The sequence below is a fragment of the Murdochiella vaginalis genome, assembly GCF_902381775.1.
GTDB classification, from domain to species: Bacteria; Bacillota; Clostridia; order Tissierellales; family Peptoniphilaceae; genus Murdochiella; species Murdochiella vaginalis.
Genome location: NZ_LR698969.1, coordinates 1,538,003 through 1,563,296 on the forward strand (window position 1 = coordinate 1,538,003; position 25,294 = coordinate 1,563,296).

Annotated in this window: 21 protein-coding genes; 5 read left to right on the forward strand and 16 right to left on the reverse strand. The window is 52.1% G+C overall.

Annotation, left to right across the window (positions count from 1 at the left end; genetic code table 11):
- Nucleotides 1-8: 8 nt before the first annotated feature.
- The 10 genes from FXY30_RS06915 to FXY30_RS06960 form a co-directional block, all read right to left on the reverse strand.
- Nucleotides 9-968 (reverse strand): ATP-binding protein, encoded by a 960-nt coding sequence (locus tag FXY30_RS06915; RefSeq protein WP_071705906.1) that lies wholly within the window; start codon nt 966-968, stop codon nt 9-11.
- Complete coding sequence (locus FXY30_RS06920; protein ID WP_071705907.1) at nt 965-1,909, reverse strand: DnaD domain-containing protein; 945 nt, start codon at nt 1,907-1,909, stop codon at nt 965-967. Before FXY30_RS06920 ends, FXY30_RS06915 begins: the two co-directional genes overlap by 4 nt.
- A gap of 46 nt (nt 1,910-1,955) precedes the next feature.
- Nucleotides 1,956-3,317: a replicative DNA helicase gene (dnaB, locus tag FXY30_RS06925; protein WP_083428278.1), complete on the reverse strand. Its 1,362-nt coding sequence runs from the start codon at nt 3,315-3,317 to the stop codon at nt 1,956-1,958.
- 3 nt (nt 3,318-3,320) lie between these two features.
- A complete protein-coding gene (gene rplI, locus FXY30_RS06930) occupies nt 3,321-3,767 on the reverse strand; it encodes a 50S ribosomal protein L9 (protein WP_083428279.1) in 447 nt (148 codons plus the stop codon).
- Nucleotides 3,748-5,766: a DHH family phosphoesterase gene (locus tag FXY30_RS06935; RefSeq protein ID WP_071705908.1), complete on the reverse strand. Its 2,019-nt coding sequence runs from the start codon at nt 5,764-5,766 to the stop codon at nt 3,748-3,750. The genes rplI and FXY30_RS06935 overlap by 20 nt, the downstream gene beginning before the upstream one ends.
- The gene (locus tag FXY30_RS06940; protein ID WP_071705909.1) at nt 5,759-6,706 is read right to left on the reverse strand and encodes a DUF2232 domain-containing protein; all 948 of its coding nucleotides are present in this window, start codon (nt 6,704-6,706) and stop codon (nt 5,759-5,761) included. Before FXY30_RS06940 ends, FXY30_RS06935 begins: the two co-directional genes overlap by 8 nt.
- 1,182 nt (nt 6,707-7,888) lie before the next feature.
- Nucleotides 7,889-8,116, reverse strand: a complete 228-nt coding sequence (gene rpsR / locus FXY30_RS06945; protein WP_066924832.1) for a 30S ribosomal protein S18 — start codon at nt 8,114-8,116, stop codon at nt 7,889-7,891.
- Between the two features lie 23 nt (nt 8,117-8,139).
- Nucleotides 8,140-8,637 carry a single-stranded DNA-binding protein gene (locus FXY30_RS06950; RefSeq protein ID WP_071705910.1) on the reverse strand — a complete coding sequence of 166 codons (498 nt, stop codon included), beginning with the start codon at nt 8,635-8,637 and terminating at the stop codon, nt 8,140-8,142.
- Between the two features lie 19 nt (nt 8,638-8,656).
- Entirely contained in the window at nt 8,657-8,941 is a 285-nt protein-coding gene (gene rpsF, locus FXY30_RS06955; protein ID WP_071705911.1) for a 30S ribosomal protein S6, read from the reverse strand.
- 336 nt (nt 8,942-9,277) lie between these two features.
- Nucleotides 9,278-12,157: an insulinase family protein gene (locus FXY30_RS06960; RefSeq protein ID WP_071705912.1), complete on the reverse strand. Its 2,880-nt coding sequence runs from the start codon at nt 12,155-12,157 to the stop codon at nt 9,278-9,280.
- A 127-nt stretch (nt 12,158-12,284) separates the two neighbouring features.
- Between FXY30_RS06960 and FXY30_RS06965 the strand changes: the two genes are divergently transcribed.
- Nucleotides 12,285-13,043: an exodeoxyribonuclease III gene (locus FXY30_RS06965; protein WP_172619985.1), complete on the forward strand. Its 759-nt coding sequence runs from the start codon at nt 12,285-12,287 to the stop codon at nt 13,041-13,043.
- A 23-nt stretch (nt 13,044-13,066) separates the two neighbouring features.
- On the opposite strand, the gene FXY30_RS06970 is transcribed toward FXY30_RS06965, so the two are convergent.
- From FXY30_RS06970 to FXY30_RS06985, 4 genes are read right to left on the reverse strand one after another with little or no spacing between them, the layout of a single operon-like run.
- Entirely contained in the window at nt 13,067-13,930 is an 864-nt protein-coding gene (locus FXY30_RS06970) for a hypothetical protein (protein WP_071705914.1), read from the reverse strand.
- Nucleotide 13,931: 1 nt separating this feature from the next.
- Nucleotides 13,932-14,780, reverse strand: a complete 849-nt coding sequence (locus FXY30_RS06975) for a hypothetical protein (protein WP_071705915.1) — start codon at nt 14,778-14,780, stop codon at nt 13,932-13,934.
- Nucleotides 14,781-14,789: 9 nt separating this feature from the next.
- Nucleotides 14,790-15,890, reverse strand: a complete 1,101-nt coding sequence (locus FXY30_RS06980; protein ID WP_083428281.1) for an ABC transporter ATP-binding protein — start codon at nt 15,888-15,890, stop codon at nt 14,790-14,792.
- Entirely contained in the window at nt 15,883-18,675 is a 2,793-nt protein-coding gene (locus FXY30_RS06985; RefSeq protein ID WP_083428282.1) for an ATP-dependent helicase, read from the reverse strand. The genes FXY30_RS06980 and FXY30_RS06985 overlap by 8 nt, the downstream gene beginning before the upstream one ends.
- Nucleotides 18,676-18,821: 146 nt before the next feature.
- On the opposite strand from FXY30_RS06985, the gene FXY30_RS06990 reads away from it, so the two are divergent.
- A complete protein-coding gene (locus tag FXY30_RS06990) occupies nt 18,822-20,204 on the forward strand; it encodes a polysaccharide deacetylase family protein (protein ID WP_071705917.1) in 1,383 nt (460 codons plus the stop codon).
- A 241-nt stretch (nt 20,205-20,445) separates the two neighbouring features.
- Complete coding sequence (locus FXY30_RS06995; RefSeq protein ID WP_071705918.1) at nt 20,446-21,000, forward strand: QueT transporter family protein; 555 nt, start codon at nt 20,446-20,448, stop codon at nt 20,998-21,000.
- Here the strand turns inward: FXY30_RS06995 and FXY30_RS07000 are convergent.
- Entirely contained in the window at nt 20,941-22,407 is a 1,467-nt protein-coding gene (locus FXY30_RS07000) for a circularly permuted type 2 ATP-grasp protein (protein ID WP_071705919.1), read from the reverse strand. The two genes, FXY30_RS06995 and FXY30_RS07000, sit on opposite strands and share 60 nt — an antisense overlap.
- The gene (locus FXY30_RS07005; protein ID WP_071705920.1) at nt 22,394-23,719 is read right to left on the reverse strand and encodes a glutamate--cysteine ligase; all 1,326 of its coding nucleotides are present in this window, start codon (nt 23,717-23,719) and stop codon (nt 22,394-22,396) included. The genes FXY30_RS07000 and FXY30_RS07005 overlap by 14 nt, the downstream gene beginning before the upstream one ends.
- Before the next feature lie 141 nt (nt 23,720-23,860).
- On the opposite strand from FXY30_RS07005, the gene FXY30_RS07010 reads away from it, so the two are divergent.
- Both FXY30_RS07010 and FXY30_RS07015 read left to right on the forward strand, forming a co-directional pair.
- Nucleotides 23,861-24,619, forward strand: a complete 759-nt coding sequence (locus FXY30_RS07010; RefSeq protein WP_071705921.1) for an MBL fold metallo-hydrolase — start codon at nt 23,861-23,863, stop codon at nt 24,617-24,619.
- A 12-nt stretch (nt 24,620-24,631) separates the two neighbouring features.
- Entirely contained in the window at nt 24,632-25,294 is a 663-nt protein-coding gene (locus tag FXY30_RS07015) for an HAD family hydrolase (RefSeq protein WP_071705922.1), read from the forward strand.

The window sequence follows — 25,294 nt, forward strand, 5'->3', positions numbered from 1 at the left end:
CTCCCTTCTTATTGCCTGCGCAGATCGCTGCCGAAAAGCGCAAAAGGAATATATTCTCCGGCGATGCGCGACGCGATGCGCTCGCCGTAAAGATCTCCCAATTCTTCCAGCTGCACATTCGAAGAAATAATGGTGGGCAATGCCGCGACAATGCGACCGTTGAGAAGTTCAAAAAGTTCCGCCCGCATCTTGTCCGTTAAAAATTCGGTGCCGAGATCGTCAATTACCAGCAGATCACACGAAAAAGCAAAATCATGCTTGGCACGATCGCTTTCGGTGCGTTCTCCTGCATAGGAAAACGAATACGTCGTAAGAAATTCCAACAGCTGCGGTGCCGTCTGGTAATAGACCTGCACGCCGCGATCGAGAAGTTCTTTCACAATGCAGTTGAGGAAAAAGGTCTTTCCGGTTCCGGTCGGCCCGTAAAAATACAGATTGGGCGAACGCCGTGAAAAGGTGGGAATATACTCCTCCTTCATGCGCCGCCGCAAATCGGCCATGTTTTCAAACGGGCTGCATGGCTCATCGCTCTGACGATCCTGCCGAAAAAGTTGCAGGTTGAACGTTTGAAAGTTCTCGACTTCGACCCGCTTGCCGATGGCGCTCATATCGTAGCGTGCTTCGGCCAACAGGCGATTACGGCAATGGCAGGAAACGCCGTTGACAAAACCTTCATCATGGCAATCAGAACAGACATAATCCGGCAAAAACACCTCGGCAGGAATGCCCAGTGCCTTCCACCCGGCTTGCTCCTCTTCTCGACGACGGCGAAGATCCGCCTCCGCTTCTTTGCGCTGCTCTTCGTTCATGGACAGGATTTTACCCAACAGAGCGCGACCTTGCTGTAAGCGCTCTCGGTGGATGCGTGCCATGTCCGGATACTTGGCATAGAGCGCTTCCACGCGGCGATCGCGCTTTTGCACCGCTTCTTGACGGCGTCTCGCTAAAATATCGCTGACGTTTCTCATGCCTCACCTCCTGTGTTCTTTCCGGAAATATCCTGAGCAGAGGGTGAAGACGATGGCTCACCTGCTCCGCCATCTCCGCGAAGACTGCGTTTACGGGATTCTTCCAGCTTGCGGTTCACCCATTCCTTGCGCTCTTCCCGGCTCATGCGCGTATCGTTTTGCGCAAAGGCCGGCTGTTTACGTTTTCGTTTCTTCGGTCGATTCATTTTTTCTTGATCGACTTTCGCAAAATAGGCATCCAGTGCCTTACGGTCGGTAATCTGTTCAAAACGCGCCCAATTCTCGATCACCGCAACCACATAGTTGACGGAGCGGGAGCCGACCTCATTTCGTTGGCAGGCGCTTTGATAGGCATATAAAAAATAATCGGGCGTAAAGGCATACTGCTCCATGACCTGCAAAATGAGGCGCAATTCATTTTCTTTTAGGGCGACGCGATAACGGAGCCCCTCCGACAAAAAATCCTCCAGCGCATCGAACATATCCGCTTGCGAAAGCGCGCCTTTCTGAGAAGATCCCTGCGTTTTCTCGGATTGCAGTGTCTCACATTGCGGTTCCTCAGATTGTGGCTTCGCGGATTGTTCTTTCTCCACCGACGGTTTTTCGGCAGGCATTGCTGTCGTCGTTTCACCGATGCCTGCCCACAACAAGAGCATGGAACGGAAAATCAATCGGTCGGGATGATTCGGATCCGCCACCACCAGTCCTTCATCGATCCAATACGCAACCGCTTGTTCGACGGCCTCCGCACTGAGCCCCAACAGGTCCGCAAGATCGGTTTCTTCCACGTGTTCATCCGGACGACTGTAACAGGCTTTCCAGCCGGCAAGATAGACGCGTAATGCCTCTGCCGGAGCATGGGAAAGGTAGGTATCCAAAAATATATTTTCCACCGGCGTCGTGCGAAAATCTACACGCGACAATTCAAATGACGCTTTCATCGTGCTCCTTTCTTTCTCGCGAGCCATGTCCTCTATCTTTTCCAAGTTATACGGTGGGATCGTCCTCCCGATTCAGATCTTTAAAGCGGGTGAGATAATCCTCAAAATAGAGTTCAATCTCCCCCGTCGGGCCGTTACGGTGCTTCGCAATGATCACCTTGGTGATGTTCGGCCGTTCCGTATCTTTATCGTAATAGTCTTCGCGATGCAAAAGCATGACGACATCCGCATCCTGTTCAATGGCGCCGGATTCACGCAAATCGCTCATCAAGGGGCGCCCGCCTTCACGACTTTCCGCCTTTCGGGAAAGCTGCGAAAGCGCCAGTACGGGACAGTTCATCTCTTTCGCCAAGCCTTTCAGGCCGCGCGAAATCTGGGTAATCTCTTGCTGCCGATTTTCATTTCGCCGCACATCGTCGGCATTCATCAATTGCAGATAGTCGACCATGATCAAGTCCAAGCCTTGTTCCATTTTTAGACGACGGCATTTCGCACGCAACTCCTGCACAGAAATGGACGACGTATCATCAATGTAAAGTGGCAAATCTGTTAGCTTTTTCGTCGCTTTCCAAAGCAGTGACCAATCCTCCTGCGTCTGTAAATCACCGGTGATGATCTTTTGCAGGCCGAGGCCCGACGCCATCGCAAACAAGCGCTGCGTCAGCTGCATTTTACTCATTTCCAATGAAAAGACAGCTACCTTGAACGGATGATGGCCTGCTTCATCCTGTGTACGGGCCACATTATATGCAATGTTGAGTCCTAAAGCGGTTTTCCCCATGGATGGGCGCGCTGCGAGCAGGACCAAGTCGGAAGGGTGCAGGCCAGCAAGCTGATGATCCAGCCATCGAAATCCCGTAGGAACCCCGGTAATCGCGCCCTGATTCACAGCCAATTCCGAGATGCGTTCCAAGGTCTCTTGCATGGTCACCCCGATCGGCGTCAGGCCAATGCGCGTACGATCCTGAGAAAGCTGTAAAAGCTGTTCTTCTGCAGACTCCAGTACTATTTTGGAGGGATCGCTACCGTCGCTTGCATGCGCCGCGACATCGTTTCCGAAATGGATGAGTGCGCGCTGCAAGGCATGGTTTTTTACCACCTCAATATAGGCTTGGAGGTTGGCAGAATAGAACGGTTCACTGGTAATCTGAACAATGAAATCCATCCCACCAATTTCCTGTAGCTTTTTTTCGCGATCCAGCTCTGCGACGAGCGTTTGCAGATCAATGGGCTCATGGGCGCGGTTGAGCGCAAGCATCGCCTCATAAAGAATTTGATGCTTGGGAAAATAAAACTCTTCCGTCTTGACCTGTTCAATGACCGTGTTGATCATCTTGTCATCGAACAGAATGCACCCGAGCACCGCTCGTTCGGCATTGGCGCTACCCGGCAATTGTTGGCCCGTCATGTTCTATTCCTCTTCTACGTTCACCTTGAGGCGTGCCGTCATGTCGGCATAAACGCGAACATCGACTTCCCGCACGCCCACTTCACGAATGGATTCTTTCAGTTCAATCTTCTTTTTGTCGATGGAAAGGCCTGCCTGCTTCTGCAGCGCGTCGGCAATATCCTGCCCGGTGATGGAGCCGAACAGCTTTCCGTTTCCGCCACCCTTGGCAGAGACAGATACCGTCAGCGCGTCAATCTTTTTCTTCAGTTCCTCGGCCTCGGCTTTGCGCTTGGCTTCCTCTTCTTCCAGACGTTTCTGTTTGGCTTTCCATTGCTTGACGGCCGCCGGCGTTGCTTCCACCGCCAGGCTGTTAGCCGCTAAAAAGTTGTGAAAATAGCCCGGCTTGCTGTTCACCATATCGCCGGCTTTTCCCAATCCCTTGACATCTTTAAGCAGGATTACTTTCATCCTTTTCCTCCTTTAAATAAGCAGTAATTGCCTCTTCCAATTGCTTCTGCGCTTCATCCAACGTTGCGTTAAGCTGTGTCGCTGCGGAGGTCAGATGACCGCCTCCGCCCAATTTTTCCATGATCAGCTGTACCGAAATATCTCCCAGGCTGCGAGCGGAAATGTGCACTCGCTTTTTTGCAAGCGTCAAAACAAAGGATGCCTGGATGCCGCGAATGCCCAAAAGATCGTCCGCCGCCTGTGAGGCAATGAGCGTCGATCCTTCCATATCATGCGGAAAACGTCCAATCATGATGTCCGGTGTAAAATGTATCGCCCCCACCAAAATTTCAGAACGATACCGCATCAAATCGAAATCGTCTTTAAAAAGCTCTTTGATGACGACCGAATCCGCGCCCTTTCGTTTGAGATATGCCGCCGATTCAAAGGTGCGGGTTCCCGTTTGATAAAAGAAATTCTTGGTGTCCACCGTAATACCCGCTAACAGCGCTTCCGCCACCACTTTGGGCAGCGTCATGTCACTGTCTTGATAGCTGATGAGTTCCGTCACCATCTCGGACGTCGAGGAGGCATACGGTTCAATATAGGCAATTTCCGCCCCTTGAATATATCCTGCGCCACGACGGTGATGGTCGATAATGATGACGCGATTGCCTTCATCCAGCAGCTTCGGCTCTGCAGTAGCGTCATGGCGATGATTGTCCAGTACCACAATGAGCGATTGCGCATTGCGCAATTCCAAGGCGCGTTGAGGACGGATAATGCGTTTTGCCAAATCAGGCGCCTCATCGGTGACTTTTTTATACAGATTTTCAATGGACGCGGTGACCTCATCCAACACAATCCAGGCATCGCCGCCTGCCTGCTCCGCAAACGTGAGCATGCCGAGGCAGGAGCCAAGCGAGTCCATATCCGCATTCTGATGCCCCATAATGAGCACGTTGGAAGCTTCTTCGACAAACGAACGCATGGTATTGGACATCACGCGCGCTTTCACCTTTGTCATGCGTTGGGTCGCCTGATTCTTTCCGCCGAAATAATCCAATTGCTCACCGGATTTCAGCACCACCTGATCGCCGCCACGCGCAAGAGCGACGTCGAGAGCGGAGCGGGCTTCCAGCATTTTTTGTGCCGGCGTATCCTCCCCGTAGCCGACACCGATGGATGCCGTCGGGCGAATCGCAATGAGGCCTTCCATCTCGGTCTTCAGCTGTTCCAAAAGCCGGAATTTTTCTTTCTTCATCCGATCCAGTGCCGCTTTTGTGAGCACCAACAGGTATCGATCGGATTCATATTTGATAATGGGCGCATCATAATCCGCCGCAAAACGGTTGATCAGCCCATCGATTTTGGCGAAGGCGAGGGGACGATCTGCTTCGTGCATCGTGGCACGTACTTCATCATAATTATCCAATACGATCACGGCCAACACTTGTTGTTCTTCCTGGTAGCGTTCGCGCACTTCCTCATCCTCGCTGTTATCCACGCCATACAGCAAGATCAATGTTTCTCCCTTCGGAGAACTCGTCACATTGTTGTAAAACAGATAGATGCGATCTCCGACGGTCACGCGAAACGGTGCCGCATTTTTTCCGATCAAGGTCTTAACCGGAACATCGGCAAACAGCTTGTCGTAAGCCTGCCCGAGCAAAGAATCCTGAATATGGAACAATTCTTTGAAATACGAGTTGTACCAGAGGAAAAGCCCGTGCTCATCCAAAACCGTCATGGGGAAAGGCATGCCGAATACCGCATTTTTTGTCACTTCGTCAAAATGCAGGTCCAGCGTTTCAATGGCATCCACCACAGAGCGTTGTGCTTCCCGTTCGCGCAGATAGCTGTGTGTGCTGAGAAAAATAGTGCCAACAAAGCCAGCCACACCGGCGTATGCATTCCAGAAAAACAGTCCGCACGTCATCAACAGCCCAACGATTGAAACAACCAGCACTTCTGTCCAAAGTCGTTGTTGTGCATTCTCAGAAAAAATATCTCTATTCATGGCTACCTCCTTCGCCTGCCGAATTCCGCTCATAGAGGAAACTCAGCAGAAAGCCGATAAGAACAAAGAAAAAGGTTAAAAACACGAAGATAAACGATGACAGGTAAAGAAGCGCGCGCAACACCTTGGGCACATGCCGTCGAGACAGTTGTTCATCAATGCGTGCAATGCCATGAAAAGCATAAAGAACAAGCACGGCGATACCAATGTTGGATCCCAGATATGCGAGCGGTTCGAGCCAAAGAGAAAGGAGCATTCCGAGGGCGACCAAGGTAAGCAAAACGGCACTGATCTTTCGCGTAATTTGAAACTGTGCGAAGGAAAAGCGCGCCACATCCTCTTCCGTCCGGGAAAGCAATAAGCGGGAGAATAATGAAGTCGTTGTAGCGGTCAGTAATCCTTCAACAAAGAATAAAGCAGGCAAAAGATTCAACATCGCTGCGAAAAATTGCCGTAAAGTCACTTCCGAACCCGCGGGCAAGGCCCCTTGTTCTTTTGCCAACTCCATCACCTGCTTCGAAACGCTTTGCATTTCTTCACGTAAAAGTGCCATGATATCCCTTCCCGACACCCATTGCTCCACAAAAAGCAACAACACGCATAGGGCCGTAAACAGGAGCGCCGGAAAAACAATCTCATGAAACAACGCTTTTCGTTTTCGGATTGCCATTCCGATGACAAACGAGATCACGCAAAAGCGCAACCCCACCGAAAGCCCGGCCTCAACGCCAAAGAGCATCGCCAAGGCCGCGACCGCAAGCATAGCTGCGGAGCCCGCCCAATAAAGCCCGTGCGCAACAACCAGCGTCGTCAGCGGAAAATAGAGTAACAGGCGAACAACGCTGACCGAATGGGCAGAAATATAGTAGATAAAGACGCTGAGCGCTGCAGCAATCAGTGCATTGACCGGCGCCGTCCATTTTTTTGAATCGAATGTCATGTTCTCTCCTTCCTGTCCTATTTTAACATAGTAGGAAGAGAGCAAGGTGATGGGATGACTTTTCTTCTCCGCGTTTTCGTTCTTCTGCCGGGGGAGGGGCGCTGCGTGACCCTGACGATGTTCTATATTACGACTTTATCAGGGTCGATCGGGCCCTGACGACGTTCGATATTACGCTTTTTTCAGGGCTGCCGACCCTGACGAGGTTCGATATTACGACTTTGTCAGGGCTGCCGACCCTGACGATGTTCCTTATTACAACTTTATCAGGGTCGCTGCCCCTGACGACTTTCTATTTTCGCCATTCGTCAGGGTCAATCGGGCCCTGTCAAGGTTCGATATTTTGCGTTTATCAGGGTCTCCGACCCTGACGACTGTCAGTATTATGCGTTTATCAGGGGCGCGGCCCCTGACGACTCTCTATTTTGGTCATTTGTCAGGGGCGATCGGGCCCTGTCAAGGTTCGGTATTACACTTTTGTCAGGGTCGCCGACCCTAACGACTTTCTATTTATGTCATTCGTCAGGGGCGATCGGGCCCTGTCAACGTTCGGAATTTCGCTTTTGTCAGGGCTGCCGACCCTGACGACTTTCCGTATTATGCATTTATCAGGGTCGCTGCCCCTGACGACTTTCTATTTTCGCCATTCGTCAGGGTCAATCGGGCCCTGTCAAGGTTCGATATTTTGCGTTTATCAGGGTCTCCGCCCCTGATAATGTTCTATTTTGGTCATTCGTCAGGGTCAATCCGACCCTGTCAAGGTTCCGTATTTCGCTTTTGTCAGGGTCTCCGACCCTGACGACTTTCCGTATTATGCTTTTATCAGGGTCGCTACCCCTGACGGCCTTCCATTTCAACCGTTTGCCATGGGTGAGAGGTGCTACGCGACCCTCGCTGCCGAGGTTTTTCGACCATCTGCCAGGCACCACGGAACAAACCACGGAGGGGACTGCCTATGCCTATTCGCAATCTAAGCATCACCTATACGCAATCTAAACATCACGAGAACCGTTAACCGCTTTGCTGCAAACGGCCTCGACTGGATACAGCACCCCGCCTCAAAATAACCCCTTTGCCTCAAAATAAAGCATCCTAATTTCAGGGCAAACCAACATCGGCAACAAAAAAAGCCCGCAACCCAAAATGGGTTGCGGGCTTTTTACATGCACTGCACGCCAGCGTTTACTTATCCTCGTAAGGAATAAGAGCGATGTGACGAGCGCGTTTTACGGCGGTGGTCACGTCGCGCTGATGTTTTGCGCAGGTTCCGGTAATGCGACGCGGAAGAATTTTTCCCGCTTCGCTGATAAACTCTTTTACAGCATCGACGTCTTTATAGTCGAGCACGCGTTCTTTGTCTTTGCAGAAAATGCAGACCTTCTTATGCGGTCTGAACTTGCGTTGAGCCATGTCGTCCTCCCTGATGTGTTTCGTTAGAAGGGAATGCGCTCATCATCCACGGGGCTGAAATTGGCATCGAAAAAATCATCGCCGCTATCGCCGTTTTCGGGCGCCGCAGCCTGATTATTTTTTGGAAAATTGTTGGCACCGGAAGCGTGGGAAGCATCCCCGCCGCCGAAACCGTCACGATCCTTCCAGTCAATGAATTCCACAGCGTTCGCAACCACATCCGTGGTATAACGGCGTGAGCCGTCCTGTGCCTCGTAGGAGCCAGTCTGCAAACGTCCTTCTACGATGACCCGTTTGCCTTTGGCCGTGAAATTATTGACCGTTTCCGCCAATTTGCCCCAGCACACGCAGTTGATAAAGTCTGCGGTGGGCTGATTGCGTGATTCCATCTCTTGTTTCTTTTCGCGGGACAGTTTTTTATCCACGGCCACTGAAAAGCGAACCATGGCATTTCCTGTCGTATTGTTGTAGGTCAACTCGGGGTCGCGTGTTAAACGCCCCATAAGCGTCACTTGATTCATCGGTTACCTCCTAAAAGAGTTAAGCCTCTTTCTTTACAGTAAGGTAGCGAAGGACTTGATCCAAAATGCGTGCGCGACGTTCCACTTCAACAACAACTGACGGATCGGCCTCGTAATTGAGGACATAATAGTAACCGTCTTTGTTGTAATGGATCTCGTACGCCAACTTTCTGGAGCCCCAATCATCGATTTCACCGACGGTACCGTTTTGGTTGATGGCGTCTTTAAGACGATCGAGCACTTGATTGCGCTCTTCTTCTTCCAAACCGGCCTTCAGGATGAGGACCATTTCGTACTGATTCATGCGTTTCACCTCCCTCTGGATTTCGCCCCGCTTTTTAACGGAGCAGAGATTACGACCCGACGCAAAAGTTGCGCCAATGTCACCCGCTTATTATATCAAAATCATCCGAATGCGCAACTCCCCTTCCAACGACATCGCTACCTTCTTTTGTCGTTGACGTGCCTAATGCCCAATAGCCCCTCACCGACTTCATTATAGCGCGTGAAAGGGCGGAAAAGGGGCATTCCGTCCGGTTGGTACGCTGTAACACATCGTCGGCAAGGCTTGGCACAGCGCTGGCAAGGCTTGCCACAGCGTCGGCATAGCGCAACGCACCGCTCGCTCACAAGCACTTTCTTAGGAAAGGCGATTCACGCTATCAAATGGGATCTTGCTCGCGCGGATGGCCTCCGCACTTCCAATCGTCACCTTCGACGCCTGCTCCATCGCGTGGGTAAGAAATTCGCCCCACGCACGAAGATCCTCGACGTTCGTTTGCAAGGCCTCCTGCAAGAGTCGATCTTCACGAGTCGGATCGTGATGGCGCAAGAAGTCCACGAGGTCACGACGACCCTTTTGCTCCTCCGTAAGAGGCGTATCCATCTGTCCCACCGCACCGACCACAAAACGATCGATATCTTTCGGCGTAAGGGACAATTCCGAAACAGCTTTTCCAATCGTAGCAAAGACGCCATAGGTAGCATCCAACTGCGGATCGCGATAGGAAGACATCACCACCTCGCCTGTCGCCGTGAAACGGGCGGACTGTCCGTATGCGCCGCCCTTGGCGCGAATTTCATTGTATAAGAGTGCATTGTTCAGGATGTTCGTCAGAACAAAGAGACTGCCGTGCAAATCCTCCGGCTTGATAAAGGGGGCGGCAACCGCATTGTATTGCACATCGGACGTTGCCGAATAGGCCTCGGCCGACCGAGCGGATTGGAAAATCCACTCCTTCTCCTCCGTAGGCGCAGTGGGAATCGCTACAATCGCCTGCTGTGCGCGGGCCAGAAAAGCCTCGCCTTCCTTACCGTGGCCGGTAACGCTGATGACCCTTCCCGGAGCCGAAAAGAGGCGATGGGCGACCTCTTCCAATTTTGTCCGATCCGCTTCGGAAAACTGTTGATTCATCCGCTCCAAAAAGCGGAAATACGGGAATCCCGAAACGGACTGCCGATAGAAAGCTGCCGCACTGCTGTTCGCCAGCGCTCGCTCACTTGCAAAAGCATGCCCGGCGTACAGGATGCGCTGCATAAATGACGTATAACTGATGCGAATCAGTTCCCGGATGCGTTTCGTATCCGTCCACAACGTACGCAGCAACTGTTCTTCAAGGAGAGAAAATGCCCGATCCGTATTTTCTTCTCCCATAACGGACATCTCCACGAGAAGTGCGCGGCAAATGGCCTTACTATCTTCTTTTGCGAAGATGGCCGGCGACATCGTAATCCCACCGGTAAAACGATGTTCCGCCTTGTCATATTCGTGATAGGATTCATTTTCCGTATCCAGCCGGCCAAAAAGGTCCGCTGCCAGCGCCACAAAAGGCAATTCGTCCACCGTAAAGCCGGAAAGGTCGAAGGCAGTGACAAGATAGTGGATGCCGGCCGTGGGCAAATCATGGAACAACAGGGTATCCGCCCCGCTTTTCGTTATGAGCCGCGGCGTCTTTTCCAGTGTTTTCGGTAATACGTCCCTCGTCAAAACCGGAATGGTTGCTTTTTCCTCCTCGGTATCCGAACGATTCTGGCGTTCCCGCAGACGTTCATTTGCAGCAATCAACGCCTGTACTTCGTCCCGGCTCATATTCTCCTTTTCAGTCGCCAACGCGCAAGCCACCTCGGCATCTTTGCGCGCATTCTTGCCGGGTTCCGGGCGATGCACACTCAACACACGATGGGGATTCTTTACCAATCGCTCTTCGATGTAGCGCTCCAGCGCCCCGCCTCGAAGAAGCTCCCGCAGCTCCTGCAGCTGCTTTTCATAATGAAAGACCGGAGCCGGATCCAAGCCATAGATGCCCTCATTGAGCAAGGAGAATAAGAATGGAATCGCCTTCGTCGCTTCGCCATTTTTCTCACGCAAATCAAATTCTATGCGATGCAAAACACCTTCCCAGATTTCCGGATCAATCCCATCCCGGACGATTTGTTCCAGCGTCTCCATCACAATCTGTTCAAAATGCTCTTTTTGCGACGCATCCACATGTTTGACCAGCAACAGAAAGCTAACGTCTCGATAGCTCATTTCCGAGGCAAGGACATCCGCCGGCTGCAGCTCGGCAAAAAGGCGACGTCGAAGCGGCGACGATTCGGCGTCGATGAGCACGGCGCTGAGCATCTGATTCAAGTAGCGCGCGCTGTCCGTGCGCGCTTCATCCACCAGCCAGCTGAGAGCCAAAAAATCTTTGTTTTTTGTCTCTTCCCCATCCGCCACGGAAAAGGTGAATTCCGCTTCCTTTGGCGCAGCAAACGGGATCTGTTTTGCCGACAAGGAATGGATCTTGCGAGGCGAAAAAGCGGAAAAATAGGACGAAAGCAGCGCAAAAACTTCTTTTTCCGGAATCGCTCCATACAGAAATACTTTGGCATTCGAAGGATGATAATACTCTTTATGGTAGGCGCAAAAATCCTCATAACGCAGCGTCGGAATCACATACGGATCGCCACCCGCATTATTGGCATACGGCGTGTCCGGCAACAACGCCTGTTGAATCTGCTGCACCACTTGCTGTTCCGGCGCCGACATGGCGCCGCGCATTTCGTTATATACGACGCCTTTATACGTAATGGGCTCTTCGGGCGAAAAAATTTCCTTATGCCACCCCTCCTGTTGAAAAATGAGCGGATCCTGCACGGCTTGTGGATAGAACACGGCATCCAGATACATCTCCGTTAAATGCATGAAGTCCGTATCATTACGGCTGGCGACCGGATACACCGTGCGATCCGGAAAGGTCATGGCATTCAAAAAGGTCTGCAGACTGGATTTCAATAGATCCCAAAACGGTTCCTTCGTTCGAAATTTACGGGAGCCGTTGAGAACGGCGTGTTCCAAAATGTGCATGTTGCCCGTCGAGCCGATGGGCAAGGTGGGAAACGCGATCGCAAACATTTTGTTGGAATCGTCATTTTGTAGCCAGTACACCTGCGCACCGGTTTTTTCGTGCGAAAACTCTTTATACGTCGTCTGTTCCTCGGCAATGCTCTCCGAGCGCAGCAAGCGAAAGTCATTCATAGAAGCCTCCAAGGGTCATCAGGGTTTGTACGCAATCCGATTTTATATGGTTTCATTATACCCGGTGTCCTCTTGCCCGGAAATGGGTTATCATGAAGGGCAAGTGAAACAGAAAGGAAACCTCATGCTGAAACTCATGTCTTGGAACGTAAACGGCCTGCGCGCCCAGGTGCGCAAGGGCTTTTTGGATAAGCTCGAAGAGCTGAATCCCGATATTCTCTGTATGCAGGAAATCAAGCTGTCGGAAGGACAATTGACATTGGATCTTCCCGACTATGAACAATATTATAATTATGCAGAACGCAAAGGCTATTCCGGCACGGCAATATTCACGAAAAAAAAGCCCCTCGACGTTCAGTACGGCATCGGTATGGCCGAACATGACGACGAGGGACGTGTCATTACGATGGAGTTTCCATCGTTTTATTTAGTTACGGTCTACACGCCGAATTCCAAGCGTGCCCTGGAGCGGCTGGATTACCGCCAGGTCTGGGAGGACGCCTTCCTGGCCTATCTGAAAAAGCTGGAAGAGAAGCATTCCGTGGTGGTTTGCGGCGATTTAAATGTGGCGCATCAGGACATCGATTTAGCAAACCCGGCGACGAACCGAAAAAGTGCGGGATTTACCGATGAGGAGCGCGCCAAATTTAATCAACTGCTGGATCACGGATTTATTGATACCTTCCGTTATTTTTATCCGGACCGCACCGAAGCTTATACCTGGTGGTCCAATTTTGCCAAATCCCGTGAGCGCAACATCGGTTGGCGCATCGACTACTTTTTGGTTTCGCAAGCGCTCGAAAAGCAACTGGTATCAGCCGCCATTCACGACGACGTCATGGGATCCGATCATTGCCCGGTCGAGCTGGTGCTCTCGCTCGCGTAAACTTTCGCTCTGCCCATTCGACGCTAGCGGTCAATCTTTTTCCAGTAGGCTTGCGCTCTCCAAAGCAAGAAGACGATCGCCACAAGGAAAAATACGATCAGCAGGATCGGTGTGCCCGTGTGATAAAGCGGCTCTCCTGCGCCCGCTTCCATGAGAAAAGTACTCACCGGCTCTAAAAAAGCATCCAGCCGCGCCACTGTCTTTGGATGAAACAGCTGGAACGTGTTCACGTCCACGTACCAAGTGGAGAACCTCGTAACCAGCGAGCCCAACTGGTCAAAAGCAAAAAAGGCAACGAGGAAAGATACGACGCGAAGCGCAAACTTTCCCCGGCGAAGAACGCCGCGCGAATAGAGCACTTCTGTCCAGCCCAACGCCCAAAAAACAAGAGCAAGGACGAAGGTCCAGTGCAAGACGAAGAGCAAACAGCGCACGGCAGTCATCCCGGTGAGAAACACAAAAGGCACATTCACGGGATGATAGTTCTCCGCTAACGCTGTAAACGGCTGGAAGCCAAACGGAAAGCCTTCCTCTTCCAACGGGAAGAGAATAAGAAGAAAGCGCATCATGAGAAACGACAGTCCGAAGGAAACCATGAAATTAAGCCATTTCGCGACCATTAGTTTCCATGGAGCAAGCGGAGTGAGGAACGTCAGCAAACCGGATGGCCGGGAAAGTTCTTGACTGACGTTCACAATGACGTAAATCACCGAAGCGGCGACAAAAGCCAACGCGATGAAAATCGGTAAAAGAAGGGGCACCGTGTAGAGAAGTTCCGGATGCATAATCATGTGCCGTACCGTCAGCCAATAAATGGCCCCGCCAAGAACGAGCGTCAAAAAGAACGGCAGGCTACGCATAAATTCATATCGAAATCGTTTGATCATGTTACACCTCCCAGTCCAGGCGATCTTCCACTAAGATAACCGAAAGAATCCACTGTAACATACTGAGAAGAATCATCCCCACCAAAACAGGCACAGACAGCACGGTCTGTCCCGCTTCCGTCATGGTCAGCGGCCATAACAGTAAATTGCCGTCAAAGGTAGGATTTCCCGCCAAAACCAAGGATCGGCTGACAACACCGTTCAGCACGTCCAACACCAAGGGCCAGCGAAAGAGAAGGCGCATGGCAAAAGAATACAACAGCGTCCATATGCCCATCGTCAAAAGAAAGGTGATCAGATTCGCAGCGGAACGCGGAAGGCGCTTACCCAGCGTCGTGATCTGCCCCAGACGGCGGAAGAAAAGTTGTAAAAACATGACCAATGTAATGGTAAAGAATAACTGTACCACCACCGCCGGAACGAAGGACGCCAACGGATAATGAAAATTCTCCCACAGCATCGCTTTGTTAGGCAATTGCCCCGTACGTAAAAAGGAGTCCAGAAAGGTGCATAGCAAGGCACAAAGGCCATATAAAGCCGCACTCACCAGCAGACTTACCAGCACAGCCAGAAGCGGTTTTCGTTCCTGTTCCGGAAGCAAATGGCCGAAGCGGTCATCAAAAACCAGCAATACGGAGCGAAAAAGCTCCAGAAAAAAGGCTGCGAAGAGAACAAACCGGGCTAAGAAGACGGGAACCGCATCGGTGATATCATTCATTTCCGGCATTTCGTTCTTCTGCAAGAGCGGAAGAAGGATGGAGGCGAGCAGAATCAGGACGACGGCTCCGAGAATCAGCCCCCAGCGAGCCGGCCCCGTGCGGCGGCGCAAAAGAGAGTAATAATACTTCATCTTTTCCTCCTATCCGAAAATCGAGCGATAGACATGATCTAAATCCGCCTGCTCTTCTTGGCGAATCTCTTCGGCAACGCCGTAGCGAGCTATCGTTCCTTCGCGCAGGAAACAAACTTCATCAAATATACGTTCCAGATCACGCACCTGATGCGTGGTGATCAGCATTGTTGCTTCATCCCCAAGCGCTTCCACTAAAATGTCGAGAATTTCATCACGAACAACGGGATCCACTCCGCCAAGCGGCTCATCCAGAAGATAGAGGCGTGCGCGGCGGCTCATGACCAGCGCCACAGCGAGACGATCCCGATAACCTTTGGACATTTTCCCGACCTTCGTGCCTTTCGGCAACTGGAAGCGTTCCGAAAGTTCTTCAAAGCGATCCCGATCAAAATCCATAAAAAATGTCTCGTAGTATTTTCGTGCCGCTTCTACGGTCATTTCCTGCCCTAAGAAAAGCGTATCCGGAAGATAGGACACCATGCTCTTCGTCTCGGTTCCCGGCGTGATGCCGTCTATTTCGACCCGGCCCGCATTGGGATGCGCTAAGCCGGCCAAAATACGCAACAGCGTCGTTTTCCCGGATCCGTTCGGGCCCAACAATCCCAGCACATGGCCGTTAAACAGGGCGAGATTGATATCGTTAAGAACCGTCTTTTTCGCAATCTTTTTATATAAATGAGAAATCAACACCACCGGACGATCTTCTTCTGTTGCCGGCTCCGCATCGGTTTCCACAGAGACTTCTGTCGTTTCCTCGATAGCCGACTCCGGAACAGAAATAAGGACTTCCTCCTCTTGTTCATACGTGGTGGGCATTTCTTCCGATTCCGACAGTTCCGACGGTTCCGGCGGTTCCGGCATGATCCATGGACGTGTACGGAAGGTTTGCTGCGATTCTTCTTCGCTCGGTGCTTCAAGCGGGGCCGCTTCCCCTTCTTCCGCAGCCGTTTCGCTGGGCTCTTCCGGCGTTTCCTCCGCCATCGCATCGCCTTGTTCTTGTGTCGGTTGTTCCTCCGTGATGTCGTCGGACGGCAAAACGGGCGCGTCGTCCGCTTGGATGCCCTCCAGCATTTCCGCTATGGTCATCACGTGTTTCTTTTCACTCATGCGATTCCTCCTCTCGTGGGCAACATGCACGCATCGGGCAAATTCTGCAATGCGTTAAATTCGGGGTTGGGGCCGAAAAAGCGCCCTGTTCAATGGCGGCGACCGTTTGTCGAATTCCCTGCAAGAACGGCTCTCGTTCTTCTTGAGGAAAAAAGAATTCTTCGCTGGGATGCTCCGTATCCTCTACGTCTGTATAATAGAGCATCTGCCGTGATATCTCGTCCGCAGGGTCTTGGTTTGCCGCATTGTCTACTGTCGGTGAGAGCAGACAGCGATAAAAGCGCAACTGATCGCGATAGACCGCCTGCTGTTCCGGCGCAGGGCGCGCCGTCTTGAAATCCACGATGCTGTTTCCATCTTCTAAAAGGAGATCAATTTTCCCCTCCAGCAGGTGCTCATCCAAAACGGCATAGACTTCGCGTTCGGTAGCCGTAATCTGTGTCGGCGAAAACGGCTGCGCCCGATGAAGCGCAATAACCTGCTCCTCGGCACGCGCAAGGTCGTCGGCGCACAATGCCGCGCCGGAACGAACCATGCCATCACGGACTAATTGTACCATGGAGAGGACCCATTCATCCGACGGTTTTTCCCCCTCAGCATGCAAAAATCGATAGTAGCGTTCTAAACACGCATGCACGAGTGTGCCGAAATCTGCCGCACGGCTCGGCTTCCTCGGCATGCGCAATTTTTGCAGAAAATAATATTGTCGAGGGCAACGGCGATAGGCGGCAATGTCCCCGGTAAACGTATAGCGATGACTGACCGGTACGGGCTCTGCGGGAAAAAATACACAGGCTTGCACGGTGGAGGCGCTGAGGGCAGGATCATCTTTTCCGTGGCGCACCCCGGTTTCCACCAATAGGGATTTTGCCCTTGTGCGCGCCGTGTACATCAAGCGCGCATGGTCCATCCCCTCGGCGACGCCCGCAGAGAGTGGTGTTCCCAGCGCAGGAGAACGCGTCAGACAGGATATCCCGCTGCGCGAGGAAAACGCACGTCGCGGCGGGGATTCCACTAAAAACACCGCCGAATATTCCAAGCCCTTCGCCTGGTGTATCGTAAACATCGGGAGGGCTCCCGGCAAATCCGCCTCCTGCTCTTCCCGCACAGCAGCCTGTTTAGTGCGCTCCAGAAGAGACAGCCATTGACCGAATAGGATCGCGCTTTGCGAAACGATATTGTCACGCGTTAAAACGCTCTGCGCCTGGGGGTCCACCGCAAGCATCTCCAACAGGTCCGTCAAAACGTTGCGTATTGCGCTAAGATGCGCCTCCGCAGACTCTTCGCCGGACAGAGCTTTTCGGATGAGGGCGCTAAACGGCGAATGCCCTAAAAGTTCATAACACAGGTCCAGAAACACCATGGTCTCGCCTTGCGCAAGACGGCCGGCAACATCGCGTGCAAACTCTTCCTGCGCGGCAAAATCGCGCTTGGGAAGGGTCAAGGCATACGTGACGAACGGATCCAAAACGGAACGGGAAAGCAATCCTTCCTCGATCGCGCGCTTTAAAAACGGGCGAAAGATAATCGTAAGGGTCCCCACAAAACGGCGAACATCACGGTCCGCCATCAGCGTCCCGCCTCGCGGCATATTGAGCGGAATCCCACGTTGACGCAGCGTCCTGGCCAAGGTCATCATGGCTGCAGAACGCACCGAAAAAGAAAGAATCGCCATGTCTTGATACGGCAAGCCCTGCGCATGCAGCGTCAACACGGAGTCGGCCACCCGTTCGGCCCATACGGATTCGTCGGCGCAAAAAAGCTGCTGCACAGCCGCCGCATGCCGACGCGTCCGATCCGCCGGAAGCAGATTCTTTTCTTCCCGCAAAAGACCGCCGGGCGCGGCGGAAGCCATCTTGGCAATATCCCGGCGAAACGCATTTTCTGCAGTGTCCAGAATCGTGCCGTCACTGCGATAATTTTCATCCAGGCGAATGACGGTCGTGTTTTCATATCGCTCCGCGAAAGACAATAAGTTGTGCACGCTCGCCCCGCGGAAACGATAGAGGCTTTGGTCCCCATCCCCCACAACGCAGAGATTTCCGCTTTTTTGTTGCAACAGGCGTAATAGCTGCTCCTGGATGGGATTGGTGTCCTGGTATTCATCCACCATCAAATAGCGGCATTTCTCTTGCTCCGCCGCCAATACGTCCGGGCATCGTTTCAAAATGAGGTATGCGCTGAAAAGCATTTCGCTAAAATCCGTCACGTTATGTTGCATCAACAGCTGTCGATACCGGCGAAGTGCCTCTTTTGCAGCCGTCGTGGCCGCATTCCGAGGACGAAAATCCACAAAGCCTTCACGAAGCTGATCAAACAAGCGGCACCAGGCGCTGACGGCCCAAGGCTCTTCGGCGGACAATGGAATACCGAGCATGGCAATATCGGGAATGTCGCACAGCAAGGAGAGATGCGAGGCAACAAGAGCCTGTTTTGCCATGTCGTTTAACAGCCTCACGCCGGGAGCAAAGCCTGCCCGCTCCGCCGCTCTTTCCACGATGGCTCCCGCCAAATGATGAAAATTCCCGACGTGCACTTTTCCCGCATCCTGCGCACGCCCGCTGGAAGACAACAACCGTGACAGGCGCACGATCACTTCCTGTGTGGCTTTGCGCGTAAACGTCGTTACGGTGATGTTTTCCGGTGCGACGTCTTTTTCCTCTATTAAATACGCCGTTCGCCGCACCAGTGTCCGGGTCTTTCCCGTTCCGGGGCCGGCAATAATCAGCACATGCCCTTCGGTTGTGCGGATCGCTTTTTTCTGTTTTTCATTCATGCTCTCCATTGCTTCCGCCCTCCCGGTTCCATTTTAACAAAAGAACGCTACGAACGGCGCCTGTATGCAGCCATACGTCCGACATGTCTTCACCCGTTTTTCTTGTTCGATGTTCACTCCGTGTGATATCATACGAGCAAATAAAGGAGGTCATTATGTTAGACGAGAATAACAACGTGCAAACGTCCAGCGAATCCGCCTCGAATGAACCGAATGAAGAAAAACCGATACGAGAAACGTTGCACGAAGATGTTACAAACGAAGAAATGACGGCCGAAGAGGAGACTTCTCAAGAAGATCCATCTGCCGAAAGCACGGCCGAAGAAAAGACGCCGCAAGAAGCGCCATCTGTAGAAGATGCGACCGAAATATTGTCCGGCGAAGAGACGTGGACCGAAAATAGAGCAACCGAAGCAAAGATAGTCCGAGAGACGTTGAGGGAAGAGAGAAAAGCGAGTTTCGACACGCACACACATAGACACCACAGCCATTCCAAACCGGATTTGCAACAACGTCGAATTCGTCGCCATCGGCGACAAGAACGTCGCATGGTTCTGAAAGCGGTTTTCCTATTGGTGCTTTTAGTGACCGCCTTTGGCTTGCTTACTGCTCTGTGGAATCGCTTCCAATCTGCACAACCTGCATCGAGCACGGAAACTCCTCAATCCTCCGGTGCGGCTGTCGCAACCAATACCCCATCGGCATCCGCCACAGCATCAAAGGAAGGAAGCAGTCTTGCCGAATCCTCCTCCGAAACGCCCTCTGTGTTTGCCGGTACGGCGCAGCCCAACGCGAATACGACTGAGGTCAAACAAAATGCCGGCGGCACCGGGTCCAACCACAACACGGCTGCTGCAGTATATGCCTACAAGACCGCCGATGTGAATGACGCGATGTTTGACGGCAAAACCATTTTTTCGGAAAAGCTGGCCTTCCTCACCTTTGATGATGGCGTCGATCCGAACTCTACGCCACTTCTTTTGGATACCCTCAAGAAACTCGGCGTGCCGGCGACATTTTTTATGGTCGGTCAATCGTTTACGGAAAAAAATAAGCTCCTTTTGGAACGGACAATGGCGGAAGGACATGCTCTGGCATTTCATTCCTTCGACCATGAATACAGCAAATTGTATCCCGGACGCGTTGGAGATTCGACCGAAATCCTAGCGCAGTATCACAAAACAAAGGAAGCGCTGCAAAAGTTGCTGGGAAAAGAAGTCGATCCCAAGGTTTGGCGCTATCCGGGCGGCCATATGTCTTGGAAGGGACTAAAGGAAGCGGATGCCCTGCTGAAAAAAGAAGGTGTGCAATGGATTGATTGGAATTGCCTGAACGGCGATGCCGAGGGATCCACTTCGCCGGAATCCACAGAAGGACAGGTCAAGCGCATTCTGGAAACGTGGGAAGCCTATGGCAAACCGAGCGTCATCACGATTTTGATGCACGATACGGGGGCCAAAACACTTACGCGCAATTCCGTTCCATCCATTGTAAAAGCATTGCAGGAGCAGGGATTTTCCTTCGGCGTGCTGGAATAAGGCCGGATGGAGCGAGTCCATCTCGTTATAACTTGTCGACGTCCACTTTAATGAAAGAACAATCCGCTACAACGTCATCCGAATTGCGTTATAGCGGATTGTTTTTTTCTTGAAGGATCGATGGAAGAACGTTACAATACAAGCTACAGTGTTTCTTGGCACCCACTCTAAAAATCAAGATGGTGTCGTTTTGACGCCTTTTTTGTTGCCATGAACACTCCATACTTTTAAGGAGGTTCACATGAACAAAACACAGTCCTATTCTTCTTTGCTATCGGCCAGAACCATGGCCCGTCAAGGCATCATTGCCGCCGTCTATGTGATTTTCACGCTTTCCGGCTTCGGCTTCAGTTACGGACCGGTCCAATTCCGCTACGCGGAAGTCATGACGTGGCTTGCCTTTTTCGATCCCAAAAACGTCATCGGCTTAACGCTTGGTTGTCTGGTGGCAAATATCTGGAGCCCGTTCGGCGCAATCGACATGATTGTCGGCACTCTGGGTACGTTGCTTTCGACGCTCTTGATGGCGAAAGTTTCCTCTAAATGGATTGCCTCGCTCTTTCCTGCGGCTTTTTCCTTTCTCTATAGCGGTGAGGCCTGGTTTTTAGGGGAAATCACAGGGGATCTGTTTCCCCTTGTAACCGCACAAATTATGCTCTCGCAATTCATCATCACGGCGATCATCGGGTTGCCGCTCTGGACCGTTTTATGGCGCAACAAGCTGGTTCGTGAAGCCTTAGCGGATCCGGTCCCGGCGCGTGACGACAAAAGTGGGCGCGGTAAAATAATCTCGTAAGCCCGAAATCATATTATGTTGCCCGATGCGCACATAGCAGCCCGCAAATTGCTCATCAAAGAGGAAACAGCCGAGCACATGGCCAAAAGGCTTCACCACAAACGCTCCGGCGGTTTCCGGCGTTTCGGCATCCTTCAAGGCTTGGGCAAAGGAAACAGCTTTGGGGTCGTCGAGAGATCTAACAATGGGGAGCACTTCTTCGCCGTCCCCATTTGCCGCGTTGGGATCGTTTTGCAAGCAAAGGAAGGGAGTCGGGTCATTGTCCACAAACTCCTGTGCGATATATTGCGCATACGGCAGTGCATTCACTAACGTTTCCCATTCGTTCTGTGTATGATCCCGACCGATGACAACGCCCTGTGAACCGTACGAGTTATAGGGCTTGAGAATATAGGCATCTTTCTTTTCGATCACCTCGGCTTTTTCTTCCGGCGTGGTGATTTCCCACGTCATAGGAATGCGCCGGGCAATGAATTCTCTTTCTTCCGGCGTTAACAACGCCAGGGTCTCCTCTTTATGCAACATGGCAAAGGTGGTTTTGGCGTGCATCACTTGCGAACGGAAGGATCCGAAAGAGAGAAAGGCACCGGCACGATACGCTTCTTCAAAGGCCTTCGCCTCTTTGCGCACGGCGAGAAAATCGGAGGTCACCAACCGGCGATACACCAGATCAATCGCGAGCGGCTCTCCCTTTTCATCCTTTGCCCATAATTTACCGTCTGCAAAGCGTAAGTCGCGCACGTCGGCCACCACGGCGCGCACCCCGGCGGCAGCAAAACGGTCGCGATACACATCGAACTCCATTCGCGTCCCTTTGTCCAAGACATCGACGATGGCGACACTTTTCGCCTCGCGTCCGCGAATTTTTCGATAGCGATCCAAAAAGACCGACACCAAGGAATCAAAAAGGGAAAAACGGGAAAGAGACCAATCCTTTTGCATGTCCTGCATAATCCGACTTTGCAAGAGCAGATCGCCCAAAACACGATCTTCATTCATCGCGGAAGCGCCGTCCGTGTTCAACTCACAAAAACGGTAGTCTCCCCCGCCGCGATAAAAAATATCGTAGCGACCGACCGGAACGGGCATGTCATAGCCCGGATCCAATAAAATCAGTTCTTCCATCGCAGGATCGAAGTGAAATCCCTTGCGATACGCCGGATTTTTGACATATTCCGCCGTAACCTTCCGACCGATGGAGACCATCGTATGGATCATCTCCTGAAAGATTTCCACTTCTTGTGGCGTTAAAAACATGCCCTGATACGTCATGGGTACTTCCATGCCGTGGTAGAGTCGTCTTTTTTCAATACTCTCGCCAATCAAGGACTGCGCATCCTCGGCATAGCGATCGGGATGCGTCATGACCCGGCGAATATAGTCTTTGGTAAATTCAGGATAAAACATGACGCACTTCCTGCTTTCTCAATGCTGCAAGCCATCCTTCCTGCTCCACCGCACGTTCGATTTCTAAGCGCGGTGTATCGAGGTTGTCCCACATTTTCTCCAACGGTGCCAGCAGCGCTGCCTCCGGTTCACTCAACCCTTCCCGTGCCATGGCGCAAAGTGTCGTTCCCCAATGCGCAAAATAATCCCCGTGATAATACGCTTGGATGCCGTTATCCCGGCCGGCATTTTTTCCTCGTTCCACCCAGTCCGCCTGCATCGGCGTGAAGCGCTCTTCCAAGCGATCCAGCGTGTCCGCATTATAAAGCAGTCCTTTGAGGAGCGCCATGGCGCCAAATGTATACGGTCCGGATACCGCATCCATCATGCGAATCTCCAAAACCTGCTTGGCGCGGACGTCCGGAAATACGATGGACATGCCGTGACGCACAAAACGGTCGAGTTCCTCTTCATCCCTCGCCTCATCCAGAAGGTCGCGTAACGGACGATTCCCGGTGGAGACAACCTTCCCGTCTTTCGGCAGGAAAATCAGGGGTGCGGAAAGCACCCAATCCGCATAGCTTTCGACTCCGAAATCCGGTGAGAATACATCCGGGACAAAGCCGGTACGTGCCGGATCCGTACGCCTCCAAATTTCCTGGCGCGCGTTATACGACGTAATCCGTCTTCCCTCGTTCTCTGCGGCAGAATCAAAAAGTGTATACAGAATCGGAGAAAGGGCTGTTAAGACACGGTACTTCCTGCAAAAGTCCGCATCGCTTTCGATATCGAGAGAAACCTGAAGCGCGGCGCTTTTTCGCATCATGGTGCGCGCCAAATCCCCCGTATTGCGTAAATAGGCATCCATCATGTGATAACGGGACTTGGGCAGAAGCGGAATATCGTCCACCGCATTAAAGGGATCCAGACCAATGGCAACCAGCATATAACCCAGCGGATCCAAAATTTCATACATCGCATCCAGCATTTCCTGGTAGCGGCGTTGCAAAATCAAAACCGATTCGGACGGTGCCAGGGAAAACTCCAGCTGCGCACCGGGTTCCAAGGTAATGCTGCTGCCGCATTTTTCCAAGGCGAGAAGATGCCCTTCTTCAAAGGTCGCAAGCCAATCCGGATGATGGTGCATAAAGGCTTGTAAAATGCCTTCTACGCCGAGTTCTCCCGGATACATCACGCGCTTTCCGCTTTGCCGGTCAAACACAAAATGTTCCATCTCCGGTCCGACTTGCCAATGTTTGCGCGCCGTATATCCGCCTCGAATCACGTCGGTTATGCACCGTATTTTTTCTTTTTCTGTCAGCCGTTTTTCCATATCTCCGCCTTTCCCGGTTGCTGCGATGTTCCCTGCTCTTCGCATTTTTAGATCCCCGGTGTCTTGTTCGGCCGGTTCTTTCTGTCTTTTTCATCCGTGTGGGGTATAATCGAAGGGAAATTGCCACGAAAGGAGCTCTTCATGCCCCACACGCTTACCGTACAGTATTTATATAACAGCGGCTTTACCATTTCGTATCAGGACACCTTCCTCGTCATCGATTATTGGAAGGGTGATTTGGTGTTGCCCACCGATAAAAAGATCCTGTTTATTGTTACCCATGCCCATGCGGATCACTACAATCCGGCCATTTTCTCTCTGCCCGGCAGTGAACAGGCGCTCTATGTGCTTTCGGAAGATGTAGAGCACGTCGAGGAGCAAGGAAAAATTCTGCAGCTCAGCGACAGTCCCGCACAAACGCGTGCACGCAAAATTGCCTATGATCCCCGGCGTACCTACCGTGCCGATGCGGATAGCGAATTTACCTTCGGTGGACTTTCCTTTAAAACCTTCCCTTCTACGGATCAAGGGTTTTCTGTATTATTTACGCTACACGATGTCAATTTTTTCCATGCCGGCGATTTAAACGCATGGAAATGGCCTTCTTTTTCGGAAGCGGAACAAAAACGGGAAGTACGGGATTATCTGCGCATTCTTCGGGAAGTGAGCGTCCACCCCATCGACGTCGGCTTCGGCGTGGTGGATCCGCGGTTGGAAGAAAACGCCATGCTCGGCGGAGCGTATTTTCTCAAGCATCTGCATCCGCAAATCTTCTTCCCCATGCATTTTCGCGATCATCCTGAAATCACCGAAGAATTTCATGCCCGCTATGCCGGCGAAACGAGCTCCGTCATTCAAACGATTTCGCACGCCGGCGAGCGCTTCGTGATTCAGGCATAGAAAGGATCTGCTATGCTAAAATATTTATTCATCGACTTTGACGGTGTCATTACCGACACGGAAAAAGAAGTCTATCGCCTTATGCGCGAATGGATCCTCGAGCACACCGGTCATGCCCTGACACTGGAAGAATATGCCATTGCGGCGGGCGCATGGCATGTGGAATTGGTCAACTATTTTCAGCGGGAATATCAGATCGATCTGGATGAAATGGGCTTTACGCGCTTTTGCCATACCTTGGAAGAGAGGGCGCTCAGCCATCTTCCGCTCATGCCCGGCGTGGCACGCTGGTTAGAGGACGCCGCGTCCCTCGGCATTCGCTGTGCCATTGTCTCCTCGAATCGAGCCCAAACCATTCATTCGCGCCTGGATTTTTTAGGCCTTCGGGACTACTTCGCCTTCATTCTCACCGCGGACGATGCCACCGCCTTAAAGCCCGACCCGGATCTGTATCTGCAAGCCCTGCAACGAGCAGAGATCACGCCGAAGGAAGCACTGGTCATCGAAGATTCCATGAACGGCGTTCGTGCCGCCGCTGCTGCCGGCCTGCGCGCCTTGGCAGTACCCTGCAGCGTGACGATCGGCCATGCCTTTGACGATGCCTGGTGGAAGCTGGATTCGCTGGAAGAGGTCTCTCTATCTGAGGTGTTGGAGCGCTTTGCGCGGGAAAAGTAG